The organism is Pseudomonas sp. RW407, assembly GCF_003176655.1.
GTDB lineage: Bacteria > Pseudomonadota > Gammaproteobacteria > Pseudomonadales > Pseudomonadaceae > Pseudomonas > Pseudomonas delhiensis.
In genome coordinates, this window is sequence record NZ_QGSL01000029.1 from 366,679 (window position 1) to 381,234 (window position 14,556).

Here is a 14,556-nt window from a genome sequence, read left to right on the forward strand (position 1 = left end):
TGTCAGGCACCGGCAAGCTGGCCGCCCGCCCCGACTGTTGGCGCCGGGGCGGGCGACTTGCGGCGGGTTAGAAGGTGGTGCGCAGCGAGGCCAGCAAGGTGCGCGGCTCGCCATAGTAGTTGCCGGCGGCGCCGGCGATCGACTGGTAGTACTTGCGGTCCAGGATGTTGCTGCCGTACAGGCCTACGCTCCAGTCGGGCAGGAACTGGTAGGCCACGTGGGCATCCAGGGTCGCATAGCCGCCGCCGTTCCACTCGCCGCTGCTGTCCTTCCAGCCGGTGGAGCTGGTGGCGTAGGCCGCGCCGCCGATGCTCCATTGGCGCCAGGCGCCGGGCAGCTGGTAGTCGGAGGCCAGCTTGAACAGGTGCTTGGGGGCCACCATGCTGAACGGCGCGCCGGCATTGGTGCTGTCGTCCAGCGACTTGACGTCGTCGTAGGTGTAGCCGGCGGAGAGCGTCCAGCCCGGCAACAGCATGCCGCTGACCTGTAGTTCCAGGCCCTGGCTGCGCGCCTTGCCCTGGGCCAGGTAGTAGCCAGGGAAGCGTGGGTCGGACAGGGCGCGGTTGCTCTCGTCGATCTGGAACAGCGCCGCCGAGGCGTTGGCCCGGCCGCCGAGGTATTCGCCCTTGATGCCCAGTTCGTACTGCTTGCCCTCGACGGGTTTTATCAGGCTGCCGGCCTCGGTGTAGAAGCCGCTCTGCGGCTTGAAGATCGAGGTGTAGCTGGCATAGGCCGAATAGGTGTCGTCGAGCGCATAGACCAGCCCGACGATGGGCGAGAACTTGCCCTTGACGTGCGTATCGGAGGGCGGCGTGCCGAAGTAGTTGTCGTAGGCGTCGGCGGGCTTGATACGCGCATGCCACCAGGTCATCCGGCCGCCGGCGACCAGCGTGAGCGGATCGGTCAGGTGCAGGCGCACATTGCCGTAGACCCCGTACTGCTCGATCAGCGTCCAGTCCTCGTTATGCCGGCCACCGGCGAAGTCCTTCGAGTAGAGCGGGTTGCTGGTGAACACGTCCTCGAAATAGTCGCCCCAGTCGTCCAGGCCGCTGGTTTCGGTATTGATGAAGCGCTGGGTGTTGTGGGTGTTCTCGTGCAGGTAGTTGGCGCCGAAGGTCAGTTGGTGCTCGCGGCCGAACAACGAGAACGGGCCGCTGGCGTAGGTGTCCACGGCTTGCTGGCGGTCCTCGCTCTGGTAGTTGTAGCTGTAGGGGTTGCCGATGTTGGTGCCGGGCTCCAGCGGGCCGCCGGGGATGCCGTTGAGGAAATGGGTGTCGATGGTGAGGTAGTTGTAGGTGAGCTTGGCCTTCCAGTCGTCGGCCAGTTGCCGTTCGACCTCGGCGAAGGCGTTGCTGCGGCGGTTGCTCAGGGCGTTCCAGCTGGCGCCCAGGTAGGTCGAGCGGGACACGTCGAGCAGACGCCCGTCCGAGTAGCCGGGCAGGCCGTACATGGGTTTGGCGGTGGTTTCGCTATGGCTGATGCCGGTGCGCAGGGTGGTGTCCGGATCGGGATCGACCTCCAGGGTGCCGTAGAACTGCTGGTCGCGCTGCCAGGTACCGTCCTGCATCTGGTGGCCATAGCCGGTCAGCCCGACGAAGCGCCCGCGCAGGCTGCCTTCGTCGTTCAACGGCCCGCCCACGTCCAGTTGCTCGCGGTGGGTACTGCGGCTGCCGGCCAGCACTTCCGCCGAACCCTGGAACTGCGCCGGCGCCTGCTTGCGCACCAGGTTCACCACCCCGCCATCGCCGCCGAAGCCGTTGAACAGCCCGGCCGGCCCGCGCAGTACCTCGACCTGTTCGTACATGGCCAGGTTGTCGGCGATGGTCGCCGCACCGCCGGCGGGGATCGCCGTGGGCACGCCGTCGAGCTGGAAGGTGCTGATCGGGAAGCCGCGCGCGTAGTAGTCGGTGGCCATCGGGTTGGCCAGGCTGACGGTCACTCCGGGGCTCTGGCGCATGGCGTCGTCGAGGTTCTTCATCTTCTGCTGCTGGATCTGTTGTTGGCCGACCACGCTGACCGACTGCGGTATCTCGCGCTGGCTCAGCGGCGTCTTCGAGCCAACCGTGGTGGCAGGGTTGGCCCTCTGCGCGATCGCGTCGGGCTCGCTACCAACCACCGTCATCGGCGACAACTCCGCCGCGCCGGTGGTGGGAATGGCCTGCAGCGTGTAGCTGCCGTCGCCCTGCTCCACCGCCTGCAGCCCCGTACCGGACAGCAGCAGGTCGAATGCTTCGTCCAGCCTGTAGGTTCCATGCAAAGCGGCGCTGTTCTTGCCCGTCGTCACCGCGCCGGGAACACTCAGCAGCACGTCGGCCTGATCCGCCAGTTGGTTGAGCGCTGCCGACAACGGCCCGGCCGCGATGTCGAAACGCTTCGCCGCGGTCCGCCCGGCGCTGACGGCGGCCTCGGCCCGCGTGGCGACGCTCGCCCCCGTAGCCGCCACGGTGACAGCGCCCAACAGCGCGCAGCGCACCGCCAGCGAAAGGGGGCGACGCGCGAAGTGCAGGAGCATGCGGGGACGGCCGGAGGAAACGGCTCGCGACCGAAACGATGGGCAGAACATAGGACGATTTCCCTGGAATGACGGTTGGCAAGGCGAGGGGCAGCGCCGCTACGGCAGGCGCCAGAGCCCTGGCAGCGGCCGTCTGGGTGGGCTCGTCTGCCGGGCGCGCTCGGGCGCTCATGCTCCCGAATGCTCCTCTGTCATCTACGGAATCGAACGAGGCGTTGAAAAACGAACCGTCGCGATGAAAAAAATTCGCGAGGCTTCTGCCGTTCGCCGCTCAACGCGGCTCGATGCTCGTCCACCAGGGCAAGGTATGGCGTACCCGCACGGGCAGATCGCGCTCGAGCATGGCCAGGGCATGGTCGGGGTCGTCGATGGGGAAACGTCCCACGACCGTCATCCCGGCCACCTCCGGGGCCACGCCAAGATGGCCTTGCCGGTAGCGTCCCAACTCCTCCACCAGCGCGCCCAGCGGAATGTTGTCGGCCAGGACGACACCCCGCGTCCAGGCCTCCCGCATGGGATCGGCAGGCCTCGCCGGGGCGATGGCCGTGGCCGTGAACTGGCGCTGCTGGCCGGCCGTGACCCGTTGCACCTCGCCCGCCGCATTGCAGATGCTGACACTGCCCTCGAAAACGGCCAGCAGTGTATGGGTCGGCGTCTGGCGGACGTTGAAGCGGGTTCCCAGCGCCTGCATGCTGCCGAAACCGGTGCGGACGAAGAAGGGCCGCCGCAAGTCGTCCTTCGCGGTATCGATGAGTATTTCGCCCATCGCCAGGGTCAGCAGGCGTTGGCTGGTGTCATAGGCGACATCCAGCGCGCTCCTGGTGTTCAGCCAGACTCGCGTGCCGTCGGCCAGCTGCAGATCGCGCCGCTCGCCGATACCGGTGCTGAAGTCCGAACGCCAGGCCATGATCAACTCCGGCAGCGGCGAGTAGCGCCACCCCAGCCAGGCGAACAACCCCACCCCGGCGAACGCAGCCAGGCCACGCAGCACAAGGCGCCGCTCCAGGTCCGTGCTGGTCGCGGCTCCCACCGCGGCGGCGGCCGCTTCGCGTACCCCTTCGCCGCGCAGGGGGGCGAAACGGGCACTGACGGCCTCGATATGCTGCCAAGCCTGACGGTGCTCCGGGCGTTGCGCGAGCCACTGCTCCCAGGCACGCCGCTCGGCCCCGGTGGAGCCCCTGGCATATAGCGTCGCGTACCACTGCGCCGCTGCCTCCAGGCTGGCGAAATCGGCCTTGGCCTCGTCGTTGGGAGTCATGGTTGGCCGGTCGCCCATGCTTCAGTGGGCCAGGCCGGCGTCGACCAGCGCCAGTTGCAGCATGGCCTGCGCCAGGTACTTCTGGACCATGCGCTCGGACACCGAAAGGCTGGCGGCGATCTCCCGCGTGGACAGGCCATGTATCTGCGCCAGCACGAATGCCTTCTGCGCCTTGTCGGAGAGGCGCGCAAGCACGGCGCCAATCTCCAGGATCGTCTCGATCACCATCATGCGGAACTCGGGCGAGGGCTCGAAAGGCTCCGGCTGGGCAGCCAGCGTGTCCAGCCAGGCCCGCTCCACCTCGCGCCGGCGCCACAGGTCGACGCACATTCCGCGGGCCATCGCGCACAAATAAGCGCGCGCATCGACAGGGCTGGAGAATCCACGGGAAGCAGGTTTGGCGAGCAGACGCAAAAACACGTCATGCGCCATGTCCGCTGCATCGGCTGCATTGCCAAGGCGCTTGTACAGCCATCCCTTGAGCCAGCCGTGGTGATCGCTATACAGCAAATGCAGCCCCTGCTGCCCGGGAAGCTCGGCGACGGACATTGGTGGCCTCGTGTTTGCTGGAGAAGCGCAGGGAGGGATTGTCAAATGGCAATAGTTATCATTTATAACCTGACAGCCACCCGCAAAACAAGCCAGGCAGACAGGCATCCCCTCTTCCGTGCCAGCCTTGCCGGAGGCCTGGCGAAAATCATAAGATGGTAATAAGTCTCAATTTCATGAACCGGACTATCCATGTCGGCATCGCGTACCAGGGAATTGGTGAGTCACCTCTATCAAGACAATCACCGCTGGCTGCTCGGCTGGTTGCGGCCGCGGGTCAATTGCACCGAGCTTGCCCGGGATCTGGTGCAGGATGTGTTCATCCGCATCCTGACCGCCCAGGACGCCCCGGATCGCCTGCAGGAGGTACGCGAGCCCCGGGGCTACCTGGCCACCATCGCGCGTAGGCTGATGATCGACCACTACCGGCGCGACCGCCTGGAGCGCGCCTGGCTCGAGGAGCTGGCCGGCCAGCCCGAGGCGCTGGAAATCAGCGAAGAGGACCGGGCCATCCTGCTCGAAACGCTCTGCGAGCTGGACCGTATGCTGGCCGGGCTGGGCCGGAAGGTGCGGCGCGCTTTCCTGCTCTCCCAACTCGAGGGCATGACCTACCGGAAGATCGCCGAAGCCGAGGACCTCAGCGAGGTCACCATCACCCGCTACATCGCCAAGGCCACCCATCACTGCATGCTCTTCCGCCTGGGAGCCCTGCCCTGAGCCTCCTGGACCGCCTCGACCGACAGCAGCGCGAAGCGCTGGAGCAGGCCGCCACCTGGCACAGCCTGCTACAGAGCGAACACGCCACCGAGCACGACCGCAATGCCTGGCAGCACTGGCTGGAAGAGCGCGGCGAGAACGCCTGGGCCTGGCGCCAGGTGGAGCTGACGCTTGGCCAGTTCGGCCGCCTGCCTGCTTCGCTCGCGCCCCGGGCCCTGCTCCAGGCCGAGCGGAACGGACGCCTGAACCGACGCACGCTGCTCAAGGGCTTCGTGCTCGTCGCAGGCGGCACGGCACTGGGCTATGGTGGCCTTCGTTACACCAGGACGGCGGGATGGGATGCGGACCTGCGCAGCCCGCTGGGCGAGCGGTTCGGCACTACCTTGCCTGACGGCACCCGCGTACAGCTCAACAGCGACAGCGCGGTGGATGTCGCCTATGACGCCCACCAGCGCCAGTTGATCCTGCGTCGCGGCGAGCTGCTGGTGACCACGGCCCCCGATAGCCTGAACCGCCCCTTCCTCGTCCAGGTGCCGCAAGGAACGGTGCAGGCGCTGGGCACCCGCTTCGCCGTGCGCCTGCAGGACGACAGCGCCCAGGTCGCAGTCTTCGAGCACCGTGTCCGCCTCACGCCGGCCCACGGCCAGCCGCTGTTGCTCGAGGCCGGCCAGCAGTGTTCGCTCAGTGCCGATGCTGCCGGCAGGCCTTTCCCCGTTTCTCCGGGCCAGGATGCCTGGAGCACCGGGCTGCTGGTCGCCAACCGGCAGCGGCTGGATGAGTTCCTGGCCGAGCTGGCTCGCTATCGCAGCGGCTGGCTGCACTGCGACCCCGCCGTGGCGGGGCTCAGGATCAGCGGCACCTTCTCCCTGGACGACACCGACAAGGCCCTGCGGGCGGTGGCCTCCAGCCTGCCGGTGCGGGTCGTCCAGCGCACCCGCTATTGGGTCAAGGTCGTGCCTCGCTGAAAATTTCTGCGGGCCTCTGATAGGTTTCCCCGTGCTCCTTCGACTCATCAAGCAGAGGGCAAACGCCCCACTGCCAACCTGGAAGAGCACAACACCACCATGAGAGCACCCTTCGCCCCACGTCCCCTCCCCCTGGCGCTGGCCCAGGCGCTGCTGTTTTCCGCCGTACTGGGCCTGGGCGTCCCCGCCCAGGCCGAACCCGATGGCGCCGACGTGCGCGAATACCACATCGGCAAAGGTGACCTGGGCGCAGTGCTGACGCGCTTCGCCACCGAAGCCAAGGTCCTGATCTCCTTCGACCCGGCGCTGACCGACGGCCGCGTGAGCTACGGCCTGGACGGCCGCTACAGCGTGCAGCAAGCCCTGCAACGGCTCCTCGATGGCTCCGGCCTGCAGGCCGTGCAGGACAGCGACGGCCGCTACACCATGAAGCCGGTCTCGGAAGAGCCGGTGAACCTGGGCGTTACCCAGGTCATCTCCAACCCCCTGGCCACCACCACCGAAGGCACCGGCTCCTACACCACCGGCGCCACCGCCGCCGCCACCGGCCTGCCGCTGTCGACGCGCGAGACGCCGCAGTCGGTGAGCGTCATCACCCGCCAGCGGATGGACGACCAGAACATGACCACCCTCGGCGACGTGCTGGCCAACGCGCCGGGCATCTCCGCGCCGCAACTGGATAGCGAGCGCACCGTCTTCGCCTCGCGCGGCTTCTTCATCAACGACCTCCAGTACGACGGCATTTCCAGTTACTACAAGAGCAACTACGCCGCGGGCGAGTCCGAGCTGGACGCCATCATCTACGACCGTATCGAGATCGTCCGCGGCGCCACCGGCCTGCTCACCGGCGCCGGCGAGCCCTCGGCCTCGGTCAACCTGGTGCGCAAGCGCGCCGACAGCAAGGAATTCCGCGGCGAGGCCCAGGTCAGCGCTGGCTCCTGGGACAACTACCGCAGCACCCTGGACCTGTCGGGCCCGCTGACCCCCACCGGCAACGTGCGCGGCCGCCTGGTGGGCGCCTACCAGGACAAGAAGAACTTCTTCGACCGTTATTCCCGCGAGGGCCACGTGATCTACGGCGTGGTCGACGTGGACCTGACCGACGCCACCACCCTGAGCCTGGGCGCCAGCTACCAGAAGTCCGACGCCGACGGCCTGACCTACGGCGGCGTGCCGCTGTGGAACAGCGACGGCTCGAAGACCCACTACAGCCGTTCGTTCAGCATCGCGCCGAAGTGGAACACCGAGGAAGTCGAGGTCAAGAACTTCTTCGCCAACCTCGAGCACCGCTTCGATAACGACTGGCAGGCGCAGTTCCGGGTGATGCACAACCGCAACGAGGTGGACAACGCACGCATCTTCAACTGGGGCTTTCCCGACCCCGAGACCGGCCTGATCGACGCCGAACCCTCGCAGTCCCGCTTCCCCGGCGAGCGCAAGCAGCAGAGCACCGACCTACGGCTGTCCGGCCCGTTCGAGCTGTTCGGGCGCACCCATGAGGCCGTGGTCGGCGCCACCTACTTCGACCACAAATACTCCTTCGACTGGATCGGCAACAAGACGCCCTGGCAATCCCCGGTCAGCGTGTACGACTTCGGCCACGTGGCGGAACCGGAGTGGGATTACGAGAACCGCGAACTCTCCGAGCGCAACCACACCAAGCAGAAGGCCGGCTACGCCGCCCTGCGCCTGTCCCTGGCCGACCCGCTGAAGCTGATCCTCGGCGGGCGCTTCACCCGGTACGACCGCGAGGGCGCCGGCTGGGCTTCCTCGGGCGAGTACGACTACAGCGACCACAAGTTCATCCCCTATGCCGGCCTGGTCTACGACCTGAACCAGACCTACTCGCTGTACGCCAGCTACACCAGCATCTTCAACTTCCAGGACTACCGCGACCGCAACGGCGCCTGGCTCGACCCGGTCACCGGCGACGCCTACGAGGCCGGCATCAAGGGTGAATTCCTCGACGGCAGGCTGAACGCATCCCTGGCCGCCTTCCGCATCGTCCAGGACAACCTCGGCCAGCAGGACGTCGGCTATTCCGTACCTGGCAACCCCGACAGCCCGGCCTACTACGCCACCGACGGCGCCACCTCCAAGGGCGTGGAGTTCGAGCTGTCCGGCGCACTCACCGAGAACTGGAACGCCTTCTTCTTCGCCACCCACTACAGCGCCAAGGACTCAGACGACAACGACGTGAACACCCAGCTGCCGCGCACCATGGCACGCCTGTTCACCACCTACCGCCTGCCGGGGCAATGGAAGCAGCTGACGGTGGGCGGCGGCGCCAACTGGCAGAGCCGCATCTACTACGACGGCGTAGGTCCCCAGGGCCAGCGCCAGGAACAGTCCGACTACCTGGTCGCCAGCCTGATGGCCCGCTACGACATCACGCCCCAGGTCTCGGCGCAGCTGAACGTCAACAACCTGTTCGACGAGAAGTACCAGACCGCGGTGAACTGGTACGGCCAAGGCGTGTGGGGCGCGCCCCGCAACGTCCTGGCCACCTTGAACTACAAGTTCTGAGCGGCATGGTGCCCCTCCGTCGCTTCCCGCTGGAACGACAGCACCCCGGTGTCATGCCGGGGCTCTGGTTGTGGCCGCGAACGGTCGGTGAGGATGGTCAACTGCACGAGCTTCGCGAGCCGGAGGCCAAGACGTTGCCCTCGCCCTCCCCTGTCATCGACAGGAGCATGGTCGAGGGCAGGCATCGATTCGTGCAGGCAGGTCGCCGCTCTCAGGCTGCCCCTTTTGAGACCGGCCCTTCAGCGCAGGTTGCAGCGCTCGAAGAAGGTCTCCCGGCTCTGCACCATCAGCGCCGCGCGCTTGTGCGGGAAGTCGAACTCCTTTTCCCGCCAGAAGCCCAGGCGCTGCATGTGGCCGATCATCCGCGCGTTGTCCGCCCGGGGCTCGGCGACGATGCGCCGGGTGCGCGGCTCGTCGAGCAGCAGGTAGTGGACCAGGGCGTCCAGCCAGCTCTGCACCTTGTGCGGGCCACGCTGGCTGTCCTCGCCCACCAGCATGTGGATGCCGCGGTCGTAGTCGTCCACTTCGTAGAACGGCGCGATGCGGTCTTCCTTGGCCCAGTAAGCCTCGAAATAGGCGAAGGGCTGGTCGTCGAAGCAGCCGATCAGGGTCAGCGCGTGAGGGTCCAGCGCCAGCTTTTCCAGGTAGGCGCGGTGCTGCGCCGGGCTGCCGCCCTCCTGCCAGAACTCCAGTACGCGCGGGTGGTTCTGCCAGCGGTTGAAGCGTTCCAGGTCGGCGTCGATGTCCAGGGTGCGCAGGGAAATCCAGCTCCCCAGGCACGCATCGAAGCGCCGGTAGACCTCACCTTCCGGCTTGGGCGGGCGTAGCGGGTGGCGCTTGCCGGCGCCCATGCGGAACACCTGGGGGAACGTCCCCTCGCGAGGCTGGCGCAGCCATGGCTGCGGCAGTTGCCAGAAGGCGCTGCGCTCAACCTGCGCCAGGCCGTCGCCGTTGCGGCTGAGCAGCCCCTCGGCGTACGCCTGGGCCGGGCAGTTGGCCGTTTGCAGGAGCAGTACCTGGCGCTGTTCGTCGCCGGCGAAGCACCAGTAGGCGAAGGCCCAGAGGGCGAAGGGCGATGCCTCGGACAGCAGGTGCCAAGCGTGGCCATCGCTTTCCAGGGCGAGCAGCACCGCGCCGTCGAGCGACAGCGCCAGGCACTGTCCCTGCGTCTCGGCACTCAGTTGACGGCCATCGGGCAGCGGCAGGATGGATTCGGGAAGCGGACTGGACATGCGGATATTCTCGCTTGGAAGCGCCGCCCCCTTGCGGGGTGCGGCGTGCGGGCCCATGGGCTCAGGCGGTCTCGGCGGCGTGCGCGGAGACCGTGCGCCCGGTCGGTTGCGGCTGCAGGTGCTGGAACAGCGAGGCGGAAATCTCCTCCGCCCGCGCCGGCAGGACCGACAGCAGGGTGTCGCTGAGGCCGTGGCTGGCCTGGCTGAAGCCCTGCAGGTAGATGGGGGCGCGCAGTTGCGCGTCGCTCTGCAGGCGGTAGTCGCGACCGACGCGGAAGTCGCCCAGGTGCGCCTGCAGCGGCGCCAGCAGTTCGCGGTGCGAATTGCGCTCGTAGCCGGTGGCCAGGATCACCGCATCGTACTGCTTCTGCTCCACCTCGCCGGTGGCGCTGTCGCGCAGGCTCAGGTGCACGCCGGCGCTGTCGGCGCGCACGCCCTCGACGTGACGGCGGCAGAGGAAGCCGTGGCGGGCCTGTCCGGAAACCTTCTGGCGATAGAAGATGGCGTAGATGCGCTCGATCAGGTCGAGGTCGACCACCGAGTAGTTGGTGTTGTGGTACTCGGCGATCAGCTTCTCGCGCTCGCTCTCCGGCTCCTGGAACACCAGGTCGGTGTAGTTGGGCGCGAAGATCTCGTTGACGAAGGGGCTGTCGTCGGCCGGCTTGAGCACGGCGGCGCGCAGGATCATGTCGACCTGCACCGAGGGGTAGCTGTCGTTGAGGTCGATGAAGGCCTCGGCGGCGCTCTGCCCGCCGCCGACCACCGCGATGCGCATCGGCTCGTGGCGCACGCAGGGCTGCTCGGCCATGCGCTCCAGGTAGCGCGCATGGTGGAACACCCGCGAATCGCCGCGCAGGCTGGCGAAGGCCTGCGGGATGCGCGGCGTGCCGCCGGTGCTGAGGACGATGGAGCGCGCCAGGCGGAAGTTCTCGTGGCCCTCGGCGTCGCGCGAGACCACCTTGAGCAGGTCGATGCCGTGGGCGCCGGCGACCGGCTCCACGCGCTGCACTTCCTCGCCGTAGCGGGCCTGCTCGGCGAACTGCCGGGCGACCCAGCGCAGGTAGTCGTTGAACTCCATGCGGCACGGGTAGAAGGTGCCCAGGTTGATGAAGTCCGCCAGGCGCCCCTGGTGGTGCAGGTAGTTGACGAAGCTGTAGGGGCTGGTGGGGTTGCGCAGGCTCACCAGGTCCTTGAGGAAGGAGATCTGCAGTTCGCTCTGCGCCACCAGGGTGTTGCCGTGCCAGCGGTAGTCGCCCTGCTTGTCGAGGAACAGCGCGTGGTAGTCGAGGCCTTCGCGTTGCGCCTGCTCCTGCAGCGCGATGGCCAGCGCCAGGTTGGACGGCCCGAAACCGATGCCGAGAACGTCGTAGGTGGGGGTGATCATCTGGTTCATGCTGCCAATATCCTTAGCCCGTTTGCCAGGAGGCGCGGCGGGTGTCCGCCGGCCAATTGGGGGCGCCGCATCGGCGCCTTGTTTCTGAAAGACGAGACCGCTTTACGGAAATTTAGAATGCGTCCCATTAGCGTTTTCTGTAGGAATTTCCAGCCGCGAGGAAGCGCACAGCCCTTCCCCGCCGGCCGCGCGGGACGCATCACTGCAGACGGTGGTGCCCGCCCTCTTCGTCCATCGCCATCGAGAAGGAGGGCGCCAGGCGGTAGCGGCGCTGGGTGTCGCGCACCAGGACGCCGCTGCGCCCCAGGCTGCGCAAGGTGCTCTGCACGCACGCCAGGGTGATGGAGTTGGTCGGCTCGCGCAGCCGCTGGTACAGCTCTTCCACCGTGTAGGCGTCCTGCTCGTGGAAGGCGCTCAGCACCACCAGCCGCGGCAGGCTGGTGCGCAGGCCGGCATGGGCCAGAATCCGTCGTGCGGGCTCGCTGGCTCTGGATTGGGTCATGGGCTTCTCCTTGTCCCCCTGGGCCGGGCGCAGCCAGTGCTGCGGGTGCGCCGCCCTCCTCTTGCATGCTCGAATCCGTTCTGCAGGTGCCCGAAGCTCATTGGAAATCATGGGAGTACGCCTCCTTTCATTGCGCCAGGCGCAGCACCTGCAGGCCGGGGTCCGCGTCGATCTGCGCCTCGGTGAAGGGCAGCGGCGACCAGGCCTGGCGCGAGAACAGCCGGGTCTGGTCGGCATGGTGCGGCGAACGCGGCTCGCTGGCCTGGGAGAACGCCAGCAGCCCCTTGGCCTGCGGGCCCTCGGCGGTGAAGCTGACCAACTGGATGTAGCTGCTGCCGCTCACCACCTCCAGGTGGTCGCCGTGGGGCACGCTCTGCATGGCGTTGTAGATGCCCAGGTGGCCGTCGCCGCCGGGGATCGGGATGGGCGGCTGGGCCGCGCTGCTGACCTGCAGCTCGCCCCAGCGCTTGCCCGCCCCCTGCTTGTTCACTTCCTCGCTGGCGGCCAGCAGCGCTTCGCGCACCTGTTTCGCCACTTCAGGCTTGTCCAGGGCGATGCCGCTGGGCGTCTGCAGCGGCCGCGCGGGGTCGAACGGCACCTTCCAGGCGCCCTCCAGCGCGTCGAAGCGGGCCATGAAGCGCTGGAAGTAGACCAGGCCGGGGCCGGCATCGAGGTTGGCGCTGCGGTCCCACTTGGCGAGGCTGCCACAGGCCGGCGACAGCGCGGCGTCCTGCAGCCGGCGGCACAGCTCCAGCAGGTCGGGCAGCACCAGGTCGGCGGCGTAGACGTGGTTGCCGGTGACCAGGCGCTGCAGCAGGGGCTCGTCGATGCGGCCCTTGCCCTGCAGGGCCTGCAGCGCGAAGCGGGCGCGCAGGCCGAGCGGCTGATCCTGGCGGCTGGCCAGCGGCGAGAAGCCTTCCAGCGGCGCCGCCGGGTTGGTCATCCAGGCGCTGTCGTTGGAGTTCTGCACGAAGTCGCGGCGCACCAGCGCCGGCAACTGCGTGGCCGGCTGGATGCCGGGTTGCGCCGCGGCGGGGTCGCGGCTCCAGCCACAGCGCCCGAGGTTGCCCTGCAGCGCCGGCAGGCCCTCGGCCACCAGCGCCGGGATGGCGCAGGCCTGCAGCTGCCCCGGGGTCAGGTTGGGCACCACGGACTGGTTCAGGTAGAGCACGTCGCCGTGCTCGTCGGCGGCCAGGGTGTTCACCCAGGGAATGCCCTGCAGGGATTCCACGCGGTGGCGCAGGTCCGCCACGTCGCGCGCCTGGTTGATCGAGTACCACTGCTGCAGCACCCGGGTGTTGTCCAGGTTGGCGTCGCGCAGCGCATAGGCTTCGCCGGCGCTCCAGTCGAGCTTGCCGGGCCAGACCAGCAGCGGGCCATAGACCGATTCGTAGAGTGTGTGCTCGACCGTCTGCAACTGGCCGTCGGCGCCGCGCACCTGCACCTTCACCACGCGCTTCTCCAGCGGCTGCCAGCGCCCGTCCAGGCGGTAGTGCAGCGGGTTCTGCGGGTCCAGCTCCAGGCGGTAGAGGGTGAAGTGGCTGGAGGTGTCCACCGTGTGCGTCCAGGCCAGGTGTCGGTTGAAACCGATGTTCACCACCGGCAGCCCGGGCAGCGCCGCGCCCATGACGTCCAGCTTGCCGGGGATGCTCAGGTGCAGCTGGTAGAAGCGCATGGCGCCCTGCCAGGGGAAATGCGGGTTGGCCAGCAACAGGGCGTGGCCGCTGGCCGAGCGCTCCGCACCGACGGCGACGGCGTTGCTGCCGCGCTCCAGGCGGAAGCGCTCGCGGCGCTGCTCGGCCAGGCGGAAGCCTTCCGCACCGGTCAGGGCCGCATTGGCAGCCCCCGGCGGCGCCGCGGCCACCACGGCCTGGGCGAACTGGCCGACGCCGCCCTCCACCAGCAGGCGGCGGGTCAGGCGCACCAGGTCGGCGCTGTCGATCGGCTTCAGCCAGGGCTGGCCCAGGCAACTGGTGGTGTCGGCGCTGGCCTCGCGCAGGAAGCGGTTGAACCCCGCCGCGTAGCCTTCCAGCAGTTGCGTCACTTCCGTGGACTGGACCTTGCGGAAGGCCTCCACGGACTCCGGGCGGTTGAGCCAGGTGAAGAAGACGTCCGAGGCGAGGTTGCCGACCTGCGCCGAGGACTCGCCCTCGGCGCCGAAGTAGCGCGAGCGCTCGCCACGGGCGGTGACGATCTCGTCGGCCAGCAGGCAGGCGTTGTCGCGGGCGTAGGCATAGCCGATGCCGAAGCCCAGGCCACGTTCGTCCGTGGCGCGGATGTGCGGCACGCCGTAGGCGGTCCAGCGGATGTCGGCGGCCAGGGCGGCCGGGCGGGCGCTGTCGGCCTGGGCCTGGGGCAGCAGGCCGAGCAAGGCGCCGGCGAGGCCGGCCAGGAGGATACGCTTGGGCATCGATTCTTCTCTGTACGAGCGCGCCGCGGCCCGGTGGGATGCGGATGGCGCAGGACGACTGGGAACCATGGCGTTCGGGGCATGGATGCTCCGCCCCGGACGCCGGCATTCAGGGGAACGAAGCGCACCCGGGAAACTTTACCGGCGCCCTCCGTGCGCGCCCCGCCGGGCCGGATTCGGGTGGCTGGCGCCCGGGCGCGGCTTTCCGTAGGATGCGAGCTCTCCTATAATTGCGCCCATCCTTCCTACGCCATCGCGGCGCCGGACACAGGCGCGGCAAGGTTCAACCGGCCCCTTCATGACTACCCCCCCTTCCCCTTCGAGCGATCCCGTGGCGCAGGCCGCCGCGCACTGGTGCATGCGCCTGCACGAGCCGGACTGCAGCGACGCCGAGCGCGCGGAGTTCCAGCAATGGCTGGAAAGCGACCCGCGCCATGCGGCCAAGTACGCCGAAGTGGAGAATATCTGGACGCTCAGCGCGCACCTGCTGGA

The 14,556-nt window shown here is 68.2% G+C and carries 11 protein-coding genes and 1 pseudogene; 5 read left to right on the top strand and 7 right to left on the bottom strand.

Features of this window, described 5'->3' with window-relative positions; all coding sequences use genetic code 11:
- Window positions 1-67 precede the first annotated feature (67 nt).
- The 3 genes from DK254_RS02555 to DK254_RS02565 form a co-directional block, all read right to left on the bottom strand.
- Window positions 68-2,512: a TonB-dependent receptor gene (locus DK254_RS02555; protein WP_158546394.1), complete on the bottom strand. Its 2,445-nt coding sequence runs from the start codon at window positions 2,510-2,512 to the stop codon at window positions 68-70.
- Between the two features lie 271 nt (window positions 2,513-2,783).
- Window positions 2,784-3,770, bottom strand: a complete 987-nt coding sequence (locus DK254_RS02560) for a FecR domain-containing protein (protein ID WP_109932937.1) — start codon at window positions 3,768-3,770, stop codon at window positions 2,784-2,786.
- A 21-nt stretch (window positions 3,771-3,791) separates the two neighbouring features.
- Window positions 3,792-4,319, bottom strand: a complete 528-nt coding sequence (locus DK254_RS02565) for a sigma-70 family RNA polymerase sigma factor (protein ID WP_109931998.1) — start codon at window positions 4,317-4,319, stop codon at window positions 3,792-3,794.
- 192 nt (window positions 4,320-4,511) lie between these two features.
- On the opposite strand from DK254_RS02565, the gene DK254_RS02570 reads away from it, so the two are divergent.
- The 4 genes and pseudogenes from DK254_RS02570 to fhuE all read left to right on the top strand — a co-directional run bounded on the left by DK254_RS02570 (window position 4,512) and on the right by fhuE (window position 8,527).
- The gene (locus tag DK254_RS02570; RefSeq protein ID WP_109931999.1) at window positions 4,512-5,036 is read left to right on the top strand and encodes a sigma-70 family RNA polymerase sigma factor; all 525 of its coding nucleotides are present in this window, start codon (window positions 4,512-4,514) and stop codon (window positions 5,034-5,036) included.
- A gap of 38 nt (window positions 5,037-5,074) precedes the next feature.
- Window positions 5,075-5,188, top strand: a pseudogene (locus DK254_RS34695) (DUF4880 domain-containing protein); the annotation flags it as partial.
- Window positions 5,189-5,308: 120 nt separating this feature from the next.
- Window positions 5,309-6,001 carry a FecR family protein gene (locus tag DK254_RS02575; protein ID WP_256595781.1) on the top strand — a complete coding sequence of 231 codons (693 nt, stop codon included), beginning with the start codon at window positions 5,309-5,311 and terminating at the stop codon, window positions 5,999-6,001.
- A gap of 99 nt (window positions 6,002-6,100) precedes the next feature.
- The gene (fhuE, locus tag DK254_RS02580; protein WP_109932001.1) at window positions 6,101-8,527 is read left to right on the top strand and encodes a ferric-rhodotorulic acid/ferric-coprogen receptor FhuE; all 2,427 of its coding nucleotides are present in this window, start codon (window positions 6,101-6,103) and stop codon (window positions 8,525-8,527) included.
- Window positions 8,528-8,766: 239 nt separating this feature from the next.
- Here fhuE and DK254_RS02585 read toward each other — a convergent pair whose 3' ends face one another.
- From DK254_RS02585 to DK254_RS02600, 4 genes are all read right to left on the bottom strand, one after another.
- On the bottom strand, window positions 8,767-9,759 hold the full coding sequence (locus tag DK254_RS02585) for a GNAT family N-acetyltransferase (RefSeq protein WP_109932002.1): 993 nt from the start codon (window positions 9,757-9,759) through the stop codon (window positions 8,767-8,769).
- 61 nt (window positions 9,760-9,820) lie between these two features.
- Window positions 9,821-11,152, bottom strand: coding sequence for a lysine N(6)-hydroxylase/L-ornithine N(5)-oxygenase family protein (locus DK254_RS02590; protein ID WP_109932003.1), 1,332 nt, complete (start codon window positions 11,150-11,152; stop codon window positions 9,821-9,823).
- A gap of 199 nt (window positions 11,153-11,351) precedes the next feature.
- Complete coding sequence (locus DK254_RS02595) at window positions 11,352-11,654, bottom strand: transcriptional repressor (RefSeq protein WP_109932005.1); 303 nt, start codon at window positions 11,652-11,654, stop codon at window positions 11,352-11,354.
- A 127-nt stretch (window positions 11,655-11,781) separates the two neighbouring features.
- Window positions 11,782-14,064, bottom strand: a complete 2,283-nt coding sequence (locus DK254_RS02600; protein ID WP_109932006.1) for an acylase — start codon at window positions 14,062-14,064, stop codon at window positions 11,782-11,784.
- A gap of 298 nt (window positions 14,065-14,362) precedes the next feature.
- On the opposite strand from DK254_RS02600, the gene DK254_RS02605 reads away from it, so the two are divergent.
- Window positions 14,363-14,556: DUF4880 domain-containing protein (locus DK254_RS02605; RefSeq protein WP_256595782.1), on the top strand; the 194-nt coding region annotated here is incomplete at its 3' end.